At 71.0% G+C, this 13,239-nt stretch carries 10 protein-coding genes; 2 read left to right on the top strand and 8 right to left on the bottom strand.

Features of this window, described 5'->3' with window-relative positions:
• Positions 1-28 precede the first annotated feature (28 nt).
• Together ACFHWU_RS05210 and ACFHWU_RS05215 are read right to left on the bottom strand one after the other, a co-directional pair.
• Entirely contained in the window at positions 29-1,207 is a 1,179-nt protein-coding gene (locus ACFHWU_RS05210; protein ID WP_416551147.1) for a glycosyltransferase, read from the bottom strand.
• Positions 1,204-1,746 carry a hypothetical protein gene (locus ACFHWU_RS05215; RefSeq protein WP_416567846.1) on the bottom strand — a complete coding sequence of 181 codons (543 nt, stop codon included), beginning with the start codon at positions 1,744-1,746 and terminating at the stop codon, positions 1,204-1,206. The genes ACFHWU_RS05210 and ACFHWU_RS05215 overlap by 4 nt, the downstream gene beginning before the upstream one ends.
• A 65-nt stretch (positions 1,747-1,811) precedes the next feature.
• On the opposite strand from ACFHWU_RS05215, the gene ACFHWU_RS05220 reads away from it, so the two are divergent.
• Positions 1,812-3,410 carry a glycosyltransferase family 2 protein gene (locus ACFHWU_RS05220; protein WP_416589923.1) on the top strand — a complete coding sequence of 533 codons (1,599 nt, stop codon included), beginning with the start codon at positions 1,812-1,814 and terminating at the stop codon, positions 3,408-3,410.
• Positions 3,411-3,443: 33 nt separating this feature from the next.
• On the opposite strand, the gene ACFHWU_RS05225 is transcribed toward ACFHWU_RS05220, so the two are convergent.
• Together ACFHWU_RS05225 and ACFHWU_RS05230 are read right to left on the bottom strand one after the other, a co-directional pair.
• Positions 3,444-5,657: a bifunctional glycosyltransferase/CDP-glycerol:glycerophosphate glycerophosphotransferase gene (locus ACFHWU_RS05225; RefSeq protein ID WP_416589924.1), complete on the bottom strand. Its 2,214-nt coding sequence runs from the start codon at positions 5,655-5,657 to the stop codon at positions 3,444-3,446.
• On the bottom strand, positions 5,654-7,699 hold the full coding sequence (locus ACFHWU_RS05230) for a DUF5941 domain-containing protein (RefSeq protein WP_416589925.1): 2,046 nt from the start codon (positions 7,697-7,699) through the stop codon (positions 5,654-5,656). The genes ACFHWU_RS05225 and ACFHWU_RS05230 overlap by 4 nt, the downstream gene beginning before the upstream one ends.
• Positions 7,700-8,138: 439 nt before the next feature.
• On the opposite strand from ACFHWU_RS05230, the gene ACFHWU_RS05235 reads away from it, so the two are divergent.
• Positions 8,139-8,345 carry a PspC domain-containing protein gene (locus tag ACFHWU_RS05235; protein ID WP_123607371.1) on the top strand — a complete coding sequence of 69 codons (207 nt, stop codon included), beginning with the start codon at positions 8,139-8,141 and terminating at the stop codon, positions 8,343-8,345.
• A 49-nt stretch (positions 8,346-8,394) separates the two neighbouring features.
• Here ACFHWU_RS05235 and ACFHWU_RS05240 read toward each other — a convergent pair whose 3' ends face one another.
• The 4 genes from ACFHWU_RS05240 to ACFHWU_RS05255 all read right to left on the bottom strand — a co-directional run bounded on the left by ACFHWU_RS05240 (position 8,395) and on the right by ACFHWU_RS05255 (position 13,116).
• On the bottom strand, positions 8,395-10,209 hold the full coding sequence (locus tag ACFHWU_RS05240) for an arabinofuranosyltransferase (RefSeq protein ID WP_416589926.1): 1,815 nt from the start codon (positions 10,207-10,209) through the stop codon (positions 8,395-8,397).
• Positions 10,210-10,461: 252 nt separating this feature from the next.
• Positions 10,462-11,688 carry a glycosyltransferase family 2 protein gene (locus ACFHWU_RS05245; RefSeq protein ID WP_416551141.1) on the bottom strand — a complete coding sequence of 409 codons (1,227 nt, stop codon included), beginning with the start codon at positions 11,686-11,688 and terminating at the stop codon, positions 10,462-10,464.
• A gap of 225 nt (positions 11,689-11,913) precedes the next feature.
• On the bottom strand, positions 11,914-12,666 hold the full coding sequence (locus tag ACFHWU_RS05250; protein ID WP_416567848.1) for a DUF4230 domain-containing protein: 753 nt from the start codon (positions 12,664-12,666) through the stop codon (positions 11,914-11,916).
• Positions 12,667-12,804: 138 nt separating this feature from the next.
• Positions 12,805-13,116 carry a type II toxin-antitoxin system VapB family antitoxin gene (locus tag ACFHWU_RS05255; protein WP_416551139.1) on the bottom strand — a complete coding sequence of 104 codons (312 nt, stop codon included), beginning with the start codon at positions 13,114-13,116 and terminating at the stop codon, positions 12,805-12,807.
• Positions 13,117-13,239 lie beyond the last annotated feature (123 nt).

The raw sequence follows: 13,239 nt of genomic DNA on the forward strand, positions 1-13,239 counted from the left end.
GCAGGGTCGCCGGTCACTGGGCGCCCTGTCACGCCAGCGGGTCGAGGTGCCGCCGCAACTCGGCCGCGAACCGGGCGCTGACCTTCGCCGGAGACAGGGCTTCGACGTGGTCACGGACCGCCGCGCGGACCGGCTCGGCACGGTCCCAGGCCCCACCGGACTCGGTGATCGTCTCGGCGGTCTTGTCCGGGTCGGACAGGTCGAACCGGCGCAGCGCGGCGTCCGGCAGCAGACCACCGACGGTAGTGCCGGTCGACACGTACGCCGGCAGGCCGAATCCGGCGGTCAGCGCCAGCGCGCCGGAGTTCAGCGACGACCGGTACGGGTAGACGGCGGCGTCGGCCGCCCGCAGGAAGTACTGCACGTCGGTGTCGGGCGCGAAGCCGGGATGGAAGATCACCGCCGGGTGCTCGGCGGCCCGGCGCATGAACTCGGGGCCGCCGGCCTCCTCGCGTACCTTGCCGGCGACCAGCCAGCGCAGCCGCGGGTCGTGCCGGACCGCGACGTCGAGCGCGTCAAGGAAGTCGCCGTGCCCCTTGTACGGCCGGACCTGCCCGAAGGTAACCAGCACCCGGGCGCCGAGCGGAATGCCGAGATGGCTGCGGGCGGCGGGCCGGTCCACCCAGTCCGGATAGGCGCCGGCGAAGGTGGGGTGCGGGGCGAACACCACGCGTCGGGGCTCGGCTCCGAAAGTGTCCCGCAGGATGTCGAGGTGGCTGTCGTGCATCAGGTGCACCACGTCGGCGGCGGCGAGCATCACCTGGCGCAGCCGGGTTTCGGTCGCCCGGTGCACGGTCTCGTGCGGAAGCAGGTTGTGCACCGTCCAGACCAGCCGTACGCCCTGGTCGCGCAGGGTGTCCAGCCGCTTGGCGAAGGCATCGACCGCAGCTTCGGCCTGGCCGGTGGTGGTGCAACCGGAGGTGACGTCGTAGAGCCAGTGCACATGCAGCACCCGGCCGATGCCGTCGGGCAGTGCGGGCAGCAGCTTGTCCAGCTGGTCGAGCCGGCGGACCCGCATCGGCGTCAGGTTGTGCTGGGAGAACCGGCTGTACAGCAACGATTGGTACGGATTGGCCGTGTCGACCGGCCAGTGCAGCCAGGCGACCGGGGGGCGGTCGGTGTCGGACCAGTCGGCGGCGGCCAGCGCGCTCAGCGCGTCGTCAAGCAGGTGTCCGGCCGAGGTGCCACGGCGCCAGGGAACGATCACGGCTGCCCACCGTATCGTGCGCCGGTGCCGGCGGCGACCGCTCGGGCGACGGATGTGCTGGCCGGGTCGTCGGCGCGCACCTCGGTGACGCCGCCGGTCGCGGCGAGTCGGGTGAGGACACTGGCGGTGAGCTGGTCTCGCAGGTCGGACGGCAGCCCTGCCCAGGCAGGACGCCAGTACGAAAGCGGTGCGGCTCGGCCGGTGACGGTGGCCTCGATCGGGGCTGCCGGATCGGGTCGGTGCAGGGTGAGCCGGACGGCGTCGCCGCCCGGTCGACCCGCGGGCGGCGGGTCGGCGACCGGGGCCGGAGCGCCGACGCCGACGGACCGGACCCGCCGCTGCTCGGTCTCGTTCGCCGCCCCGCGCTGCACCAGCCGGAGCAGGGCCGCCGTTACGCCCTGACGATCACCCTTGCGCTCGGCGACGCCGACGAGAAGACGAACGTCGCTCGCGGTAACGTTCGGGCTGTAGAGTTGCGCCGCTGGCCGGCCGGCCATGCGCTGTAGCCGACCAACCATCCGCCGTGCCGGGCGCAGCACGCGACGTACTCTACGAATCAGGGTCACCGATCCAGATTACCCAGTCGTGACGTGAGGTGAACGCGGTGCCATCCCCGACGGTCAGCATCGTCGTGCCGGTCTACAACACAGAGAAATGGCTCGCGGAAGCGCTCGGATCCATCGAACGCCAGCCTGGTCGGGACCTGATCGAGGTCGTCGTGGTCGACGACGGCTCGACTGACGGATCAGCCGAGATCGCCCAGCGGTACGCCGGTCAGGCCACCGCGGTGCGCTACGTCCGGCAGGACAACGCCGGGCTCGGCGCGGCCCGCAATCATGGCGTGCGCCTCGCCACCGGCCGCTACCTGGCATTTCTCGACTCGGACGACATCTACCCGGACGGCGCGCTCAGTCACCTGACCGGGCTCGCCGACCACCACGAGGCGGCGATCGCCGTCGGCGACATGCAAGGGCTGCCGCCCCGGCCGAACCCCGCCTGGCGTCGTGAACTGCTCATCGGTGAACGGGTCGTCGAGCACATCGCGCACGCCCCGGACCTGGTCGGCAACCCGTCGGCCTGCAACAAGATCTTCCGCCGGGATCTGGTCGACACGGTCGGCGTCAAGTTCACCGAGGGCACCGCGTTCGAGGACGTGCTGTTCACCATTCCGTTGCTGGCCAGGTCGCCCCGGACGATCCTCACTCCCCGGCTGAGCTACCTCTACCGGCAGCGGGGGGACAATTCCTCGCTGATGGATTCCCGCAGCCAGCCGGCCCGGATCATGCAGCATCTGACCATCATCGAGCGGCTCGCCGACGAGGTGCGTGACCTGCGCTCCGACGACCGCGAAGCGGTGTACCGGTGGATCGCCTACATGCAGCTGCACTACGCGTGGCGGGCGGCGGCCGGCTGCGACGACGATCAGCTCGCCGAGTTCACCGCCCGGATGCACAGCCTCTTCAAGGACCTCCCGATCGATGTGGCCAGCGAGTTCGTCGGCAACGCCGGGGCCGGGTTGCGCGCCGTCGCGATCTACGAGCAGGACGCCGCGACAGTACGCCGGCCGCGTTCCAGCCGACCGCTGCGGGTGCACGCCGGCCAGCCGTACCTCGGGCACCCCGACTTCGACACCTACCGCGACCTGCTGCGGGTCTCTGAGGTGACGGTCAGTGTGCAGGGCCTGCGCGGCAGCGGGCCGGGTACCGGTCCGACGGTCACCGTTCAGGGCACGGTGCGCTGTGCCGGCATCGACGGCGAACCCGGTCAGGTCCGCTCCGACCTGCTGCTGGAGATCGGGGACGGGCTGCTCCGCCAACCGGTCACCGTCGAGTACCGCAAGGGCAACGACCTGCGCTGGTCCTGCCGGCTGACTGTCGGCGAACTGGCCTCCGGCCGGTACCCGGTCCGGCTGGTCGTCCGGGACAGCGGCCGCGAGTACGCCGTACCGCCGGGGCCGGAGCGCGGCGGCCGAGGCACCCTCGGCACCCGACCGACCCGGGTCGGCACCCGGGTGCTCTGGCTGACGCCGGGCGCCGCCGGGCCGACGCTTGTCGTCACCGACGGAACCACCGGCACCCTGGCCCGCAGCCCGCAGTGGCTGTCCGAGATGGGTGCCCGGCAGAGCCGGAACCTGCTCCGCCGGGCATGGCAGACGGCACGGACCGGGCAGCGGCGGCTGACCTCCCGCCGCACCGACAGTTAACCGGCACCGCCGGTCGCCCGCCCCCACCCGGCATCAGCTGGCCGCCGGCGGTGCCGGTTCGCCGAGCAGCGCGCGGCGGACCACCCGCTCGGCGGCGTGCCCGTCGTCGAGGTGGCAAAACCGCCCCCGGAACTGGGTCCGGGCCTTGGCCGCGGCGTCGTCGTCGACCGCCCCGGTACGGAACACGTCCAGCAGGTGCCCGAAGGTGGTGGCGACCGCTCCCGGGGGTTCCGCGGTGATGTCGAAGTAGACGCCCCGCGTCATCGCGTACGCCGCGGCGTCCGGCGCGTAGATCACAATCGGGCGGTCCAGGATCGCGTAGTCGAACATCGCCGACGAGTAGTCCGTGATCAGCACGTCGGCGGCGAGGTACAGGTCCTCGACCACCGGGTGCGCCGACACGTCCCGGACCCGACCGCTGGCCGGCGCGTTGGGTGCCTGGCCGGTCCGCTGCCGGTCGTGGAAGTAGTGGCTGCGGATCAGCAACCAGGCGTCCGGGCCGAGGACCTCGGCGAACGCGTCGGCGTCGAAGTCGGGCCGCCAGCCGGGCTGGTGTTCGCGGTGGGTCGGCAGGTAGAGCACCACCCGCTCACCGGGAGCGATGCCGAGCGCCTCTCGGGCCGCGGCCACCTCCGCGTCGGTGGCCAGTGCCAGCCGGTCGTTGCGCGGATAGCCGGTGTCGAGCGACTCGAAGCCGGCCGGGTAGGCGCGCTCCCACATCTGGGTGGAGAAGTGGTTGGCGCTGACGCTGTAGTCCCACCGGTCCACCCGGCGCAGCAGCAGGGAGAAGTTCATCGAGGTGGCACCGATCGGGTGCCGCTGCTGGTCCAGGCCCATCACCTTGACCGGCGTGCCGTGGTGGGTCTGCACGTGCACCGAACCGGGCCGCTTGCGCACGTAGTCGGGAAAGTTCACGTTGTTGATCAGCCACTTCGACCGGGCGAGGGCCCGGTAGTAGCGCCAGGTGCCGGCGATGACGTACGGCACCCCGGGCGGCATGCTCGAGGCCCGGTCCCGACGGACCACCCAGACGCTCTTGATCTGCGGGGCGATCTGCGCCGCCTTGGCGTGGATCGCCGCCGGGTTGCAGCTGTAGCCCCGATACCAGTACGCGGCGTACAGCGCCAGCGACTGGTCCATCGGCAGCCGCAGCTGCAGCCGGTAGTAGCCACGCAGCAACACCCGCCGGCCGGCCCGGGCCAGGTTGATCAGCCGCCGTTTGACCGGCCGGCCGAACCGTCGGCTGACCGAGGGCAGCTTCTTGCGGACCTGCTGGCCGGCCCGCAACGCGGCGAAGGTACGCCACCGGTTGGCGGCCAGCAGCCGCCGCTTCAGCCCTTCCACGCCGTCCGGCTCGGGGTAACCGCCGGCCGGCAGCCGCCGCTGGTAGTCGGCGTGGGCCCGGGCGAAGAACTCCCGGTGCAGCTCGCGGGGCAGCCGACCGCCGTGTCCCAGCACCATCAGATAGTGGGAGATCATCAGACCGAACAGCTCGGGCCGGACCGGGTCGGCCTGCGGGCCGCGGGCATCCAACCAGTCGAAGGTGTTGCCCCAGTGGTCGAACATCTCGAAGTGCCGGGCGCTGCGGGTCCGGGTGATCGCCCCGGTGCGGCGCTGCCGGTAGTTGACGCACGCCCGGTCGAGTATGGTGACCCGCTCGGCCGCGACCAGCAGCGGGAAGGTGAACGACACGTCCTCGTACCAGCCCGCCTCGAACCGCAGCCCGAGATCGACCAGGAATTTCCGACGGGTGACCTTGTTCCAGGCGGTGTGCAGGACCTTGAGCGTCTCTGGCCGGGTCCGTACGTTGAACACCTCGGCACCGGGCGAGGTCGGGAACGCCTGGCGCAGCGCGCTACCCGCCTGGTAGTTGTTCCAGAAGACCCGCACGTGGTCGACGATCAGCACGTCGGGCGTGGTGTCGCGGAGCCGGTTGGCGACCGCCCGCAGCGCGCCGTCGGTCAGCCAGTCGTCGCTGTCCAGGAACCAGACGTACTCGCCGGTCGCCGCGTCCAGGCCGGCGTTTCGGGCCTTGCCCAAACCGACGTTGGCCGGCAGCGACAGTACGGTCAGCCGGGGGTCGCGGGCGGCGTACTCGGCGAGGACCTGCCCGGAGGTGTCCGGCGAGCAGTCGTCGACCGCGATCACCTCGACGTCGGTGAACGACTGCCCGAGGATGGAGTCAAGGCACTCCCGCAGGTAGCCCTGCACCTTGTACACCGGCACAACGATACTGATCAACGTCATCGGTCATCACCTGCGATCGTGCCGGCGGAGCGGCCGGCGGGGCGGAGGGAGGGAGCCGGACCGGCCGGCATGGCCGGCGGCCGGCGGGGTGCCGGGACCCGGGCGACGGCGCCCGGCGGGCGGTGGTCCGCTGCTCGACCCGGTGCCGACGGTCGGTGGTCGACGACCGCGGTCACGAGGAAGTGCAGCATCAGGTAGCCGGCGAACGCGGCAACCACACCGGTGGTCACCGCGACCGGGGTGACCGTCGTGGGCAGCCCGGCGGCGACCAGCGCCGGTCCGGCAGCGGCGACGGCGAGCAGCAGTACTCGGCCGTCCCAGCCGAGGCTCCACCGGCGCAGCGGTGGTCCGTCGAGCCGTTTCTCCAGCCGGGCGGTCAAATCGTAGTGGTGCAGGGCGAGGATCAGCAGCAGTCCGTAGGTGACCGCGGCCGGTACGCCGGCGACCACGCCGGCCGCGACGACGAAGAGAAGTTCGGCCGCCCGCAGCGCCGCCGGCACCAGCCAGTCGAGCGCGCCGGTGGCCGGCCGGGCCGCGCTGGCCGAGCCGGCCGCCAGCAGGGCCGCCGCGCCGACGAGGACAGCGCCGGCACCGGACAGCACACCGGTCGTGGTCAGGGCCAACAGGATCGCGGCTGTCCCGGCGGCGGCCACCGCGAGGGGCAACTGCCCGGCGGGGGACCGGCCGGTCCGCAGATTGGCGATCCGACCGGCCAGGAAACCGTCGTCACGGTGATTCGCGGTGTCCACCGCCGCCAGTACCGGGACCCGCATCGACCGGGCCCGCAGGGTCCGCAGGCCCGCCGTCCAGATGGCCGCGAGCATCCCCCAGCCGAGTACGGCCCACAGGCTGACCAGCGGGCCGAACAGCACCACGGTGACGGCGATCAGTGCCCACCGCTCGCCGATCGGAAAGACGATGGTCCGTTTCGCCCAGTAGATCGGCGAGCGCGGCCCGGCGAGCACGCGATCGGAGACCTGGCTGAGCCGACCGCCGACCCCGCCCGCCGACGCGCCGGTGGCCGGTCGGCTCGGCGTCCGGTGGGCGGCTTCGTCGTGCAGCGCCCCGTACCAGGCGTCGGTCATGTGCCGGACGGTCTGCAACACGATCGCTGCGGTGGCCAGCACCCATCCGTCGGCCGCCCACCCACCGGCCAGTCCCGCCTGGTGTACACCGACGCCGAGCCCCGCGTAGACCAGGTACTCCTTGCCCCGGTCGGCGATGGTGTCCAGCCAACCGCCGAACGCGCTGAACCGGCCGGTGTAGCGGGCCAGTTGGCCGTCGACGCAGTCGAGCACGAAGCCGAGATAGAGCAGAACCGCACCGAGCAGCAGCAGCGGCCGGTCACCGACGGCGAACAACAGCGCGGCGGCGGCGGCGAACGCGACCGAGATGGCGGTGACCCCGGTCGGGCTCAACCCGATCCACGCCGCAAGCTTCACAACCCTTGGTGACCAGCTGCTCACGAAATAGGTGGCGAACAGGTCGTCCTGTTCCTTGACTGCGAGGCGCAGTCGGGCTTGATCGGGGTCGACAGCACGGATCCGGGCCTCGGCGTTGGACAGCTCGACCTGATCGGCGACCCGCCGGGCCACCAGGTGACGCAGCGGGTACGCCCCGACGGCGGCGCCGCCGGCAACGAACTCGGCGAGGATCGCGTCCAGCGGGTGGGTACCCGGAGGCAGTCGCCGGGTGGCGGCGGCCCGGGCCGCCGTGGCCAACGCGGGCAGGTCACCGACGCCGACCCGCAGTACGCCGCCGAAGAGCGGAAGCCGGTCGGTGGTGGCCGGATCGGGGGTGACGGCGACGATACGACCACGCAGCGCGCTGACTGCGGCGACCCGACCACCGCCGGAGCCGTCCACAGCGGGCAGCAGCATCGCCCTGGTCGTCTCGGCCGGCGCCACGGCGAGCAGTCGAATCGCCTCGGTGTGGGCGACCACGTCGGTGGCGCACAGCAGGACCGGTCCAATGGCCTGCTCAACAAGGTCGGCGACGCCGGCTGCTTCCGTCGGCCACACCTCGTCGGCGCCGGCAGCCACGAGCTGCTCCCGGAGATGCCCATTGAGCGACGATCCACTTACCGTACGCAACTCTCCGGAATCAACGCTGGCCGGGGTAGCAGAAGCCCGGTCCGCCGAAATGAGGATCGCCAGTGTCACATTCGCGCGCTTCCGTCTAGACGAGCGCGCGAGGCGCTCAGAGGGGTGGCGTCGCCCGAGCGCACCGACGCGAGTAGGGGCACCGTCGGCGTGGGCAACGCCGGCAAGATTAGCAGTCGGTGAACAAAGCGGGTAGCTCGCACGTCCGTGAGATGACGCCACCTCGGCATGGCTCCCTGAATGATCTTGAATCAGTCAGGGTAACGCCGTACGGGGGCCACGCCGCGAATCGGTCCGTGGACCGAGGTCGCCGCCTCCCGGCGTACCTACCGTGGAACGTGGCAGACCGGCCAGCAAACGACACCCGAAGGAGCGTCCGATGAGCCGCAAACTGGTACGTCCCCGCAACGGAAGGATGATTGCCGGCGTCTGCGCCGGGCTCGGCCAACGGTTCGGCATCTCAGCGGGAATGGTGCGGTTGATCTTCCTGCTCTCCCTGCTGCTGCCCGGCACCCAGGTGATCATTTACCTGGCGCTGTGGATCGTGATGCCAAACGAGGACCGCAACCTCGCTACGTCGTACTGACCGCCCCGTCCCCGGCTAGCGCCCGCCATCAGGGACCGCTGACGACCCGTCACCGACGGATCGAGACCACGACCTGTCCCGGCAGGTCGTCGCGGACCACCCAGTAGCGCGGGTCGAACTGGTCGCGATGGAATTGCAGGTCCCGCCAGACCAGCTCGTCGCCGTCGCGGGTCAGGACGAAGATGTCGATCGGCCCGAACGCGGTCGCCGCAGACTCGGCGGCGAACGCCGCCGGGTCCTCCTGGTCGGCCAGATCGCGCAGCTCGGCCCGGCGTTCGTCCCACCGGGACAGGGTGCCCGCCGCGGTCCGGTCGTTGCTCAGGTAGCCGGGCCACGGCAGGTACGAGAAAAGCCGTTCGTCGACGCTGAGGGTGACCCGGTCCGGGTCCGGCCCGATGACCTGCTCAACCGCTCGACGAACCGGCTCGACCGGGAACCAGTCAGCGCGGCCGGTGTCGGGCGCGTACCGGGGATAGCCGCCGCCGGGCAGCGGCTCGGCGTGCGCCGCCGCCGCGTACCCCGAACCGGAACCGTCGGTGCCCGGCATCCAGTTCGTGGAGTAGACCGGCACCGCCCAGGCCAGCAGCACCGCCAGCGGCACGCCGGCCAGCCCGACCGGCGGACTGATCCGCAGCCGGCGCAGCAGCAGCGGCACCGCGTGCACCAGGGTCAGCACCCCGGCGACAGCCAGTACGACGCCGTACAGCCGGGCCGTGTAATGCGCGAAGGCGGTGTGCCCGGTCAGCACGAACCGCACCAGCGACAGCAGCCGGTAGGCGAACGCACCGGCGGCGATCAGCAGCAGCGGCCGGGCCCACCAGGTCGACCGGATCAGCCACACCGAGCCCACCAGGCCGGCCAGCTGCAGGCCACGCAGCGGCAGGTCGCCCCGCTCCAGAAACGGCAGCAGATTGTCGAGGTAGTACGGCGACACGAACAGGTCGGAAACCAGCTGTCCGCCGCCGCCGGTGGTCAACGCCCACAGGTACGGCAGCACGTACCACGCCGACGAGACGGCGGCGACCGCGGCGACCAGCAGCAGCCGCCGCAGGTACGCCCACCGGTCCGGCTCGGCCCGCCAGGCCAACCCGACGATCACCGCGAGGCCGAGCGCCCCGTAGACCAGCCAGGCCTGGTAGAGCACCACCAGCAGACCCCCGAGCAGCCCGCAGGCCAGCCAGTGCAGCCGGCTGCGAGGCGGACGGGTGAAGGTCTCCAGCACCCACGGGATGAAGACCATCAAGGCGAGGACCTCGTACGCCTTCCGCGGGTCGGACCAGGCCAGCACCCCCACGCAGGAGATCGCCAGCGCCGCCCAGGGACCCACCTGGCGGCGCCACAGCAGGAAACCGACCAGCACCGACGCCGAGACGAACAGCACCTCGGCGGCGCCGAGCAACCGCCAGGCCGGATGGTCGAGCAGCACCGCCGCCCGGCCGACCAACCAGGCGTACAGCGGCGGGTACTCCGACGGCAGCCCGGGCACCGTGGTGTCCGCGCTGGCCACGGTGACCGTGTACCGGGTGGCGGTGGCGGTCATCCGCAGCATGTCCCCGGACAGGCCACCGAAGCCGAACGGGGTGCCGTACAGCGCGGCCCGCAGGATCAGCGCCAGCCAGGCCGAGGCCAGGCCGGCGCTGACCCCGGCCAGCGCCGGCATCGCGGTGGGCTGCCATCGCTGGACGGCGGCAGCGGCCAGTCCGCCGAGGCAGACCAGGAGCAGGCCACTGGCGACCGGCAGCGCCCGACCGGCCACCGTGAAGGGGTCGGCGCGCGCCACCGACGGCAGCACGACCGCCACCGGTGTGGCCACCAGCCAGGTCAGTACGGCGAGCAGCCCCGGCCGGCCGGCCAGTGCCGGCAACCGGCTGGCCCGGGGCCGCCCCGGCCCTGGCGCTGACTCCGGTCTACGAGATCCGTCCGGATTGTCCTGCACCGGGATCCGGCCCGATGCCGTCCGGCCTTGCGAGCCTGACCCCCGGCCGGGCAAACCGACCTCCCGGCCGGACGGCTCGCCAGCGCCGGCCGGGGATGTCTCGACAGTCATGGTGCTCCGCGGAACCGTTCGTTGTCGTGACGCGCGCCGGCTATGTCGCGCATCGGCGGGCCGTCTCGGTCAGTGGGTGCTGGCGACCAGCGGGCCGGGCTCCGAGATCTGCTGATCGGCCACGGCGACGGAGACCCGCCGCAGGCTGAGCAGGCTGGAGAAGAGCCCGGCGAAGATCAGTGTCGCGCCGAGGCCGATCGCGGTCGAGGAGGGCAGCACTACCCGCATGGTCTCACTCGCGTCCTGGGCGCCGAAGCCGGTCGCACCCCAGGTGGCGACCGCCAGGATGGTGCCGGCCAGACCCAGCAGGATCAACGCGAACCCGCCGGCCGTGCAGGTCTCCAGTCTGACGTACCGGCTCCACCGGTCGGACTGTCGCAGGTCGGTGATGCCCTCGTATCTGCCGTAGATCAGCGCGAACGCCCCGAAGAGCAACAACTGTGCGCCGGCGAGCATGGCGAGACAGGTGTAGACGAGGGTGCTGACGTCGAAACCGATCCCGCCGACGACCAACGGGCCGACGGCCAACGTTACGGTGCCGATCAGGCCGACCGTGAACAGCACCGCACCGGGCCAGATCAGCATCTTCCGGGGGGCGAATACCAGTAGGAACCGCAGGTGACGCCAGCCGTCCCGCCAGGTCCGCAGGTGGGGTGGCCGGCTCCGGCCGTCGGGGCGCAGGGTGGTCGGCACCTCGGTGATGTCGTAGCCGTTGAGCGCGGCCCGGACGACCAGTTCGGAGGCGAATTCCATGCCCGGCATGCACAGTTGCAACTGCCGGACCCGGTCCCGGTTGAACCCACGGATCCCGCAGTGAAAATCACCCACATTCAGGTTGAACAGCCGACGACCCAGCCAGGAGAGCACCGGGTTGCCGAGATGGCGGTGCAGAAACGGCATCGCACCGTCGGCTATACCGCCACGGAACCGGTTCCCCATCACCACGTCCCGACCGCGCCGCAGTTCATGAATGAAAGGTCCAAGGTCGGAAAGGTCGTACGAGTCGTCGGCGTCGGCCATGATGACGTACCGACCGCGGGCCTGCTCGACGCCGTTGATCAGTGCTCCGCCGTAGCCGCGCATGGGGGCGTGCGACACCCGGGCACCGGCGCGTACGGCGATTTCCTGTGAGCCGTCGGTGGAGCCGTTGTCGCTGACCAGGACCTCGCCCCGGACCCCGAGCTCGTCGAGGGACCGGCGGGCCTTGCGGATGCACACCTCCAGCGTCTCCGCCTCATTCAGACACGGCAGAAGGACAGTGACCTCGACCTCGTCGTTGCGCACCGAACGCGCCACGGGTGCACCCCCGAATTAGAGACTGACCACAGCCAGGCCGCCGTACCAGTCATGAGTCAATTTCATTTTCTGGCCCGCTGCTTCTGCGGATCCGACCCTCGACTGCACTCTAGCGCGACCCACGCGGAACGAGTGCCCACCCCCGGACAGAAAACGCTGGGCCGAAGGATGATTCGGTCCGGCGGATCACCACCCTTCACGGGCGGTTTCAGCCTACAGAAATAGCTATGGCGCCACAAAGGTGACTGAGCTTTCCTCGTATCCCAGAGAGCGCAGCAGCCCCGTCAGCATCTTGCGGGTGTTCTCCTCGGCCCGCCCGGCGATCCCGCTCTCCCGGGCGGCGGCCGTGATCCGGTCCTCGGCCAACTGGTAGACCTGCTGCCGCCGGTTCGGGTCACCGCCGAACACCTCACCGAGACGGTTGAGCAGGCCACGCTCCTCGGCGAAGACATAACTGTTGTCGAGATCGAGATCCGCGTCGGTCAACTGTGGGGCCGGCAACTCGATCTGCGCAGAAAGACCATCCTCAGAGGTAGATATGGCTTCCTCGCCAATTTGCCCGAAATCGACGTATGCCTCGACCGTTCCGACCCCGACGAACAGGGTTCGTTCGTTGAGCAGGAAATCGGGCACGTACCGTCGGTCCTGCTCAAGGTCGACGACGACCTGATAGTTGCCCTCCGCCGCGACGAACCGGCTGAGATCCTGGATCGACTGCAGCACCGGCGGCTGGGTGCGATCGGTCTCCTGTTGGGCGAAGGGGTTGCGCCAGTTCGGTAGCAACCCGGCGGCCTGGGAGGACAGCAGCAGCACCACGACCAGGCCGACGATGGCGGCGAGCCCGAGCAGCCCGCGCCGACGTCCGCCGGACTCCGCCGGCGGCGTAGCCGGCTCGACCGGCCTGGCCGGCTCCGGCGAACCCTCGGGATACTCCGGAAACTCCTGAGTAGGAGTGTTGACATCGCCGCTACGGGACATCCACATCACCGTCCTCACCAGACGCCGGCCCACCGCCGGGACGTCTGGATTCACCGTACGGCCCCGGTACGACAACCGCATCCGGAGCCGACCGGCGGATCATCGCGCCCGGCGGACGAATCGGGCCGGGCCGGCAGGTCAGCCGGCGGCCCGCTGCTGGATGAGCAGGTACACCCGGGCGTGGATCTGGTTGCGCTGCTGAAGCGCGGCCCGCAGGGCACGGTGCAGGCCGTCCTCCAGGTAGAGACCGCCGTCCCACTGCACCACGTGCGGGAAGAGGTCGCCGTAGAACGTCGAGTCCTCGGCGAGCAGCTTGTCCAGCGCCAGCTCCCGCTTGGTGGTGATCAGTTGATCGAGCCGCAGCGGGCGGGGCGGAATCTCCGCCCACTGCTTCAAGGTCAGACCGTGCTCAGGGTAAGGACGACCGTCCCGCACCGCTTTGAAGATCACGACGGCGCGCTCCTCCCATGTCGCCTACCGGACCGTCTGTCTGCCGAACCGCCACCCGCCGGCCGGACGCCACCGTACGCCAGCGCGTCTGCCAGGGTAGCGACCTGCCGCGACCAGTCGGAG

This window comes from Micromonospora sp. LOL_015, assembly GCF_048060275.1.
GTDB lineage: Bacteria > Actinomycetota > Actinomycetes > Mycobacteriales > Micromonosporaceae > Micromonospora_E.

What these genes read in the sequence shown, in the direction of transcription:
- ACFHWU_RS05235 (WP_123607371.1), top strand. Translation starts at nt 8,139, where the DNA reads ATGAGCCGCAAACTGGTACGTCCCCGCAACGGAAGGATGATTGCCGGC.
- ACFHWU_RS05225 (WP_416589924.1), bottom strand. Translation starts at nt 5,657, where the DNA reads ATGACGTTGATCAGTATCGTTGTGCCGGTGTACAAGGTGCAGGGCTAC.
- ACFHWU_RS05250 (WP_416567848.1), bottom strand. Translation starts at nt 12,666, where the DNA reads ATGTCCCGTAGCGGCGATGTCAACACTCCTACTCAGGAGTTTCCGGAG.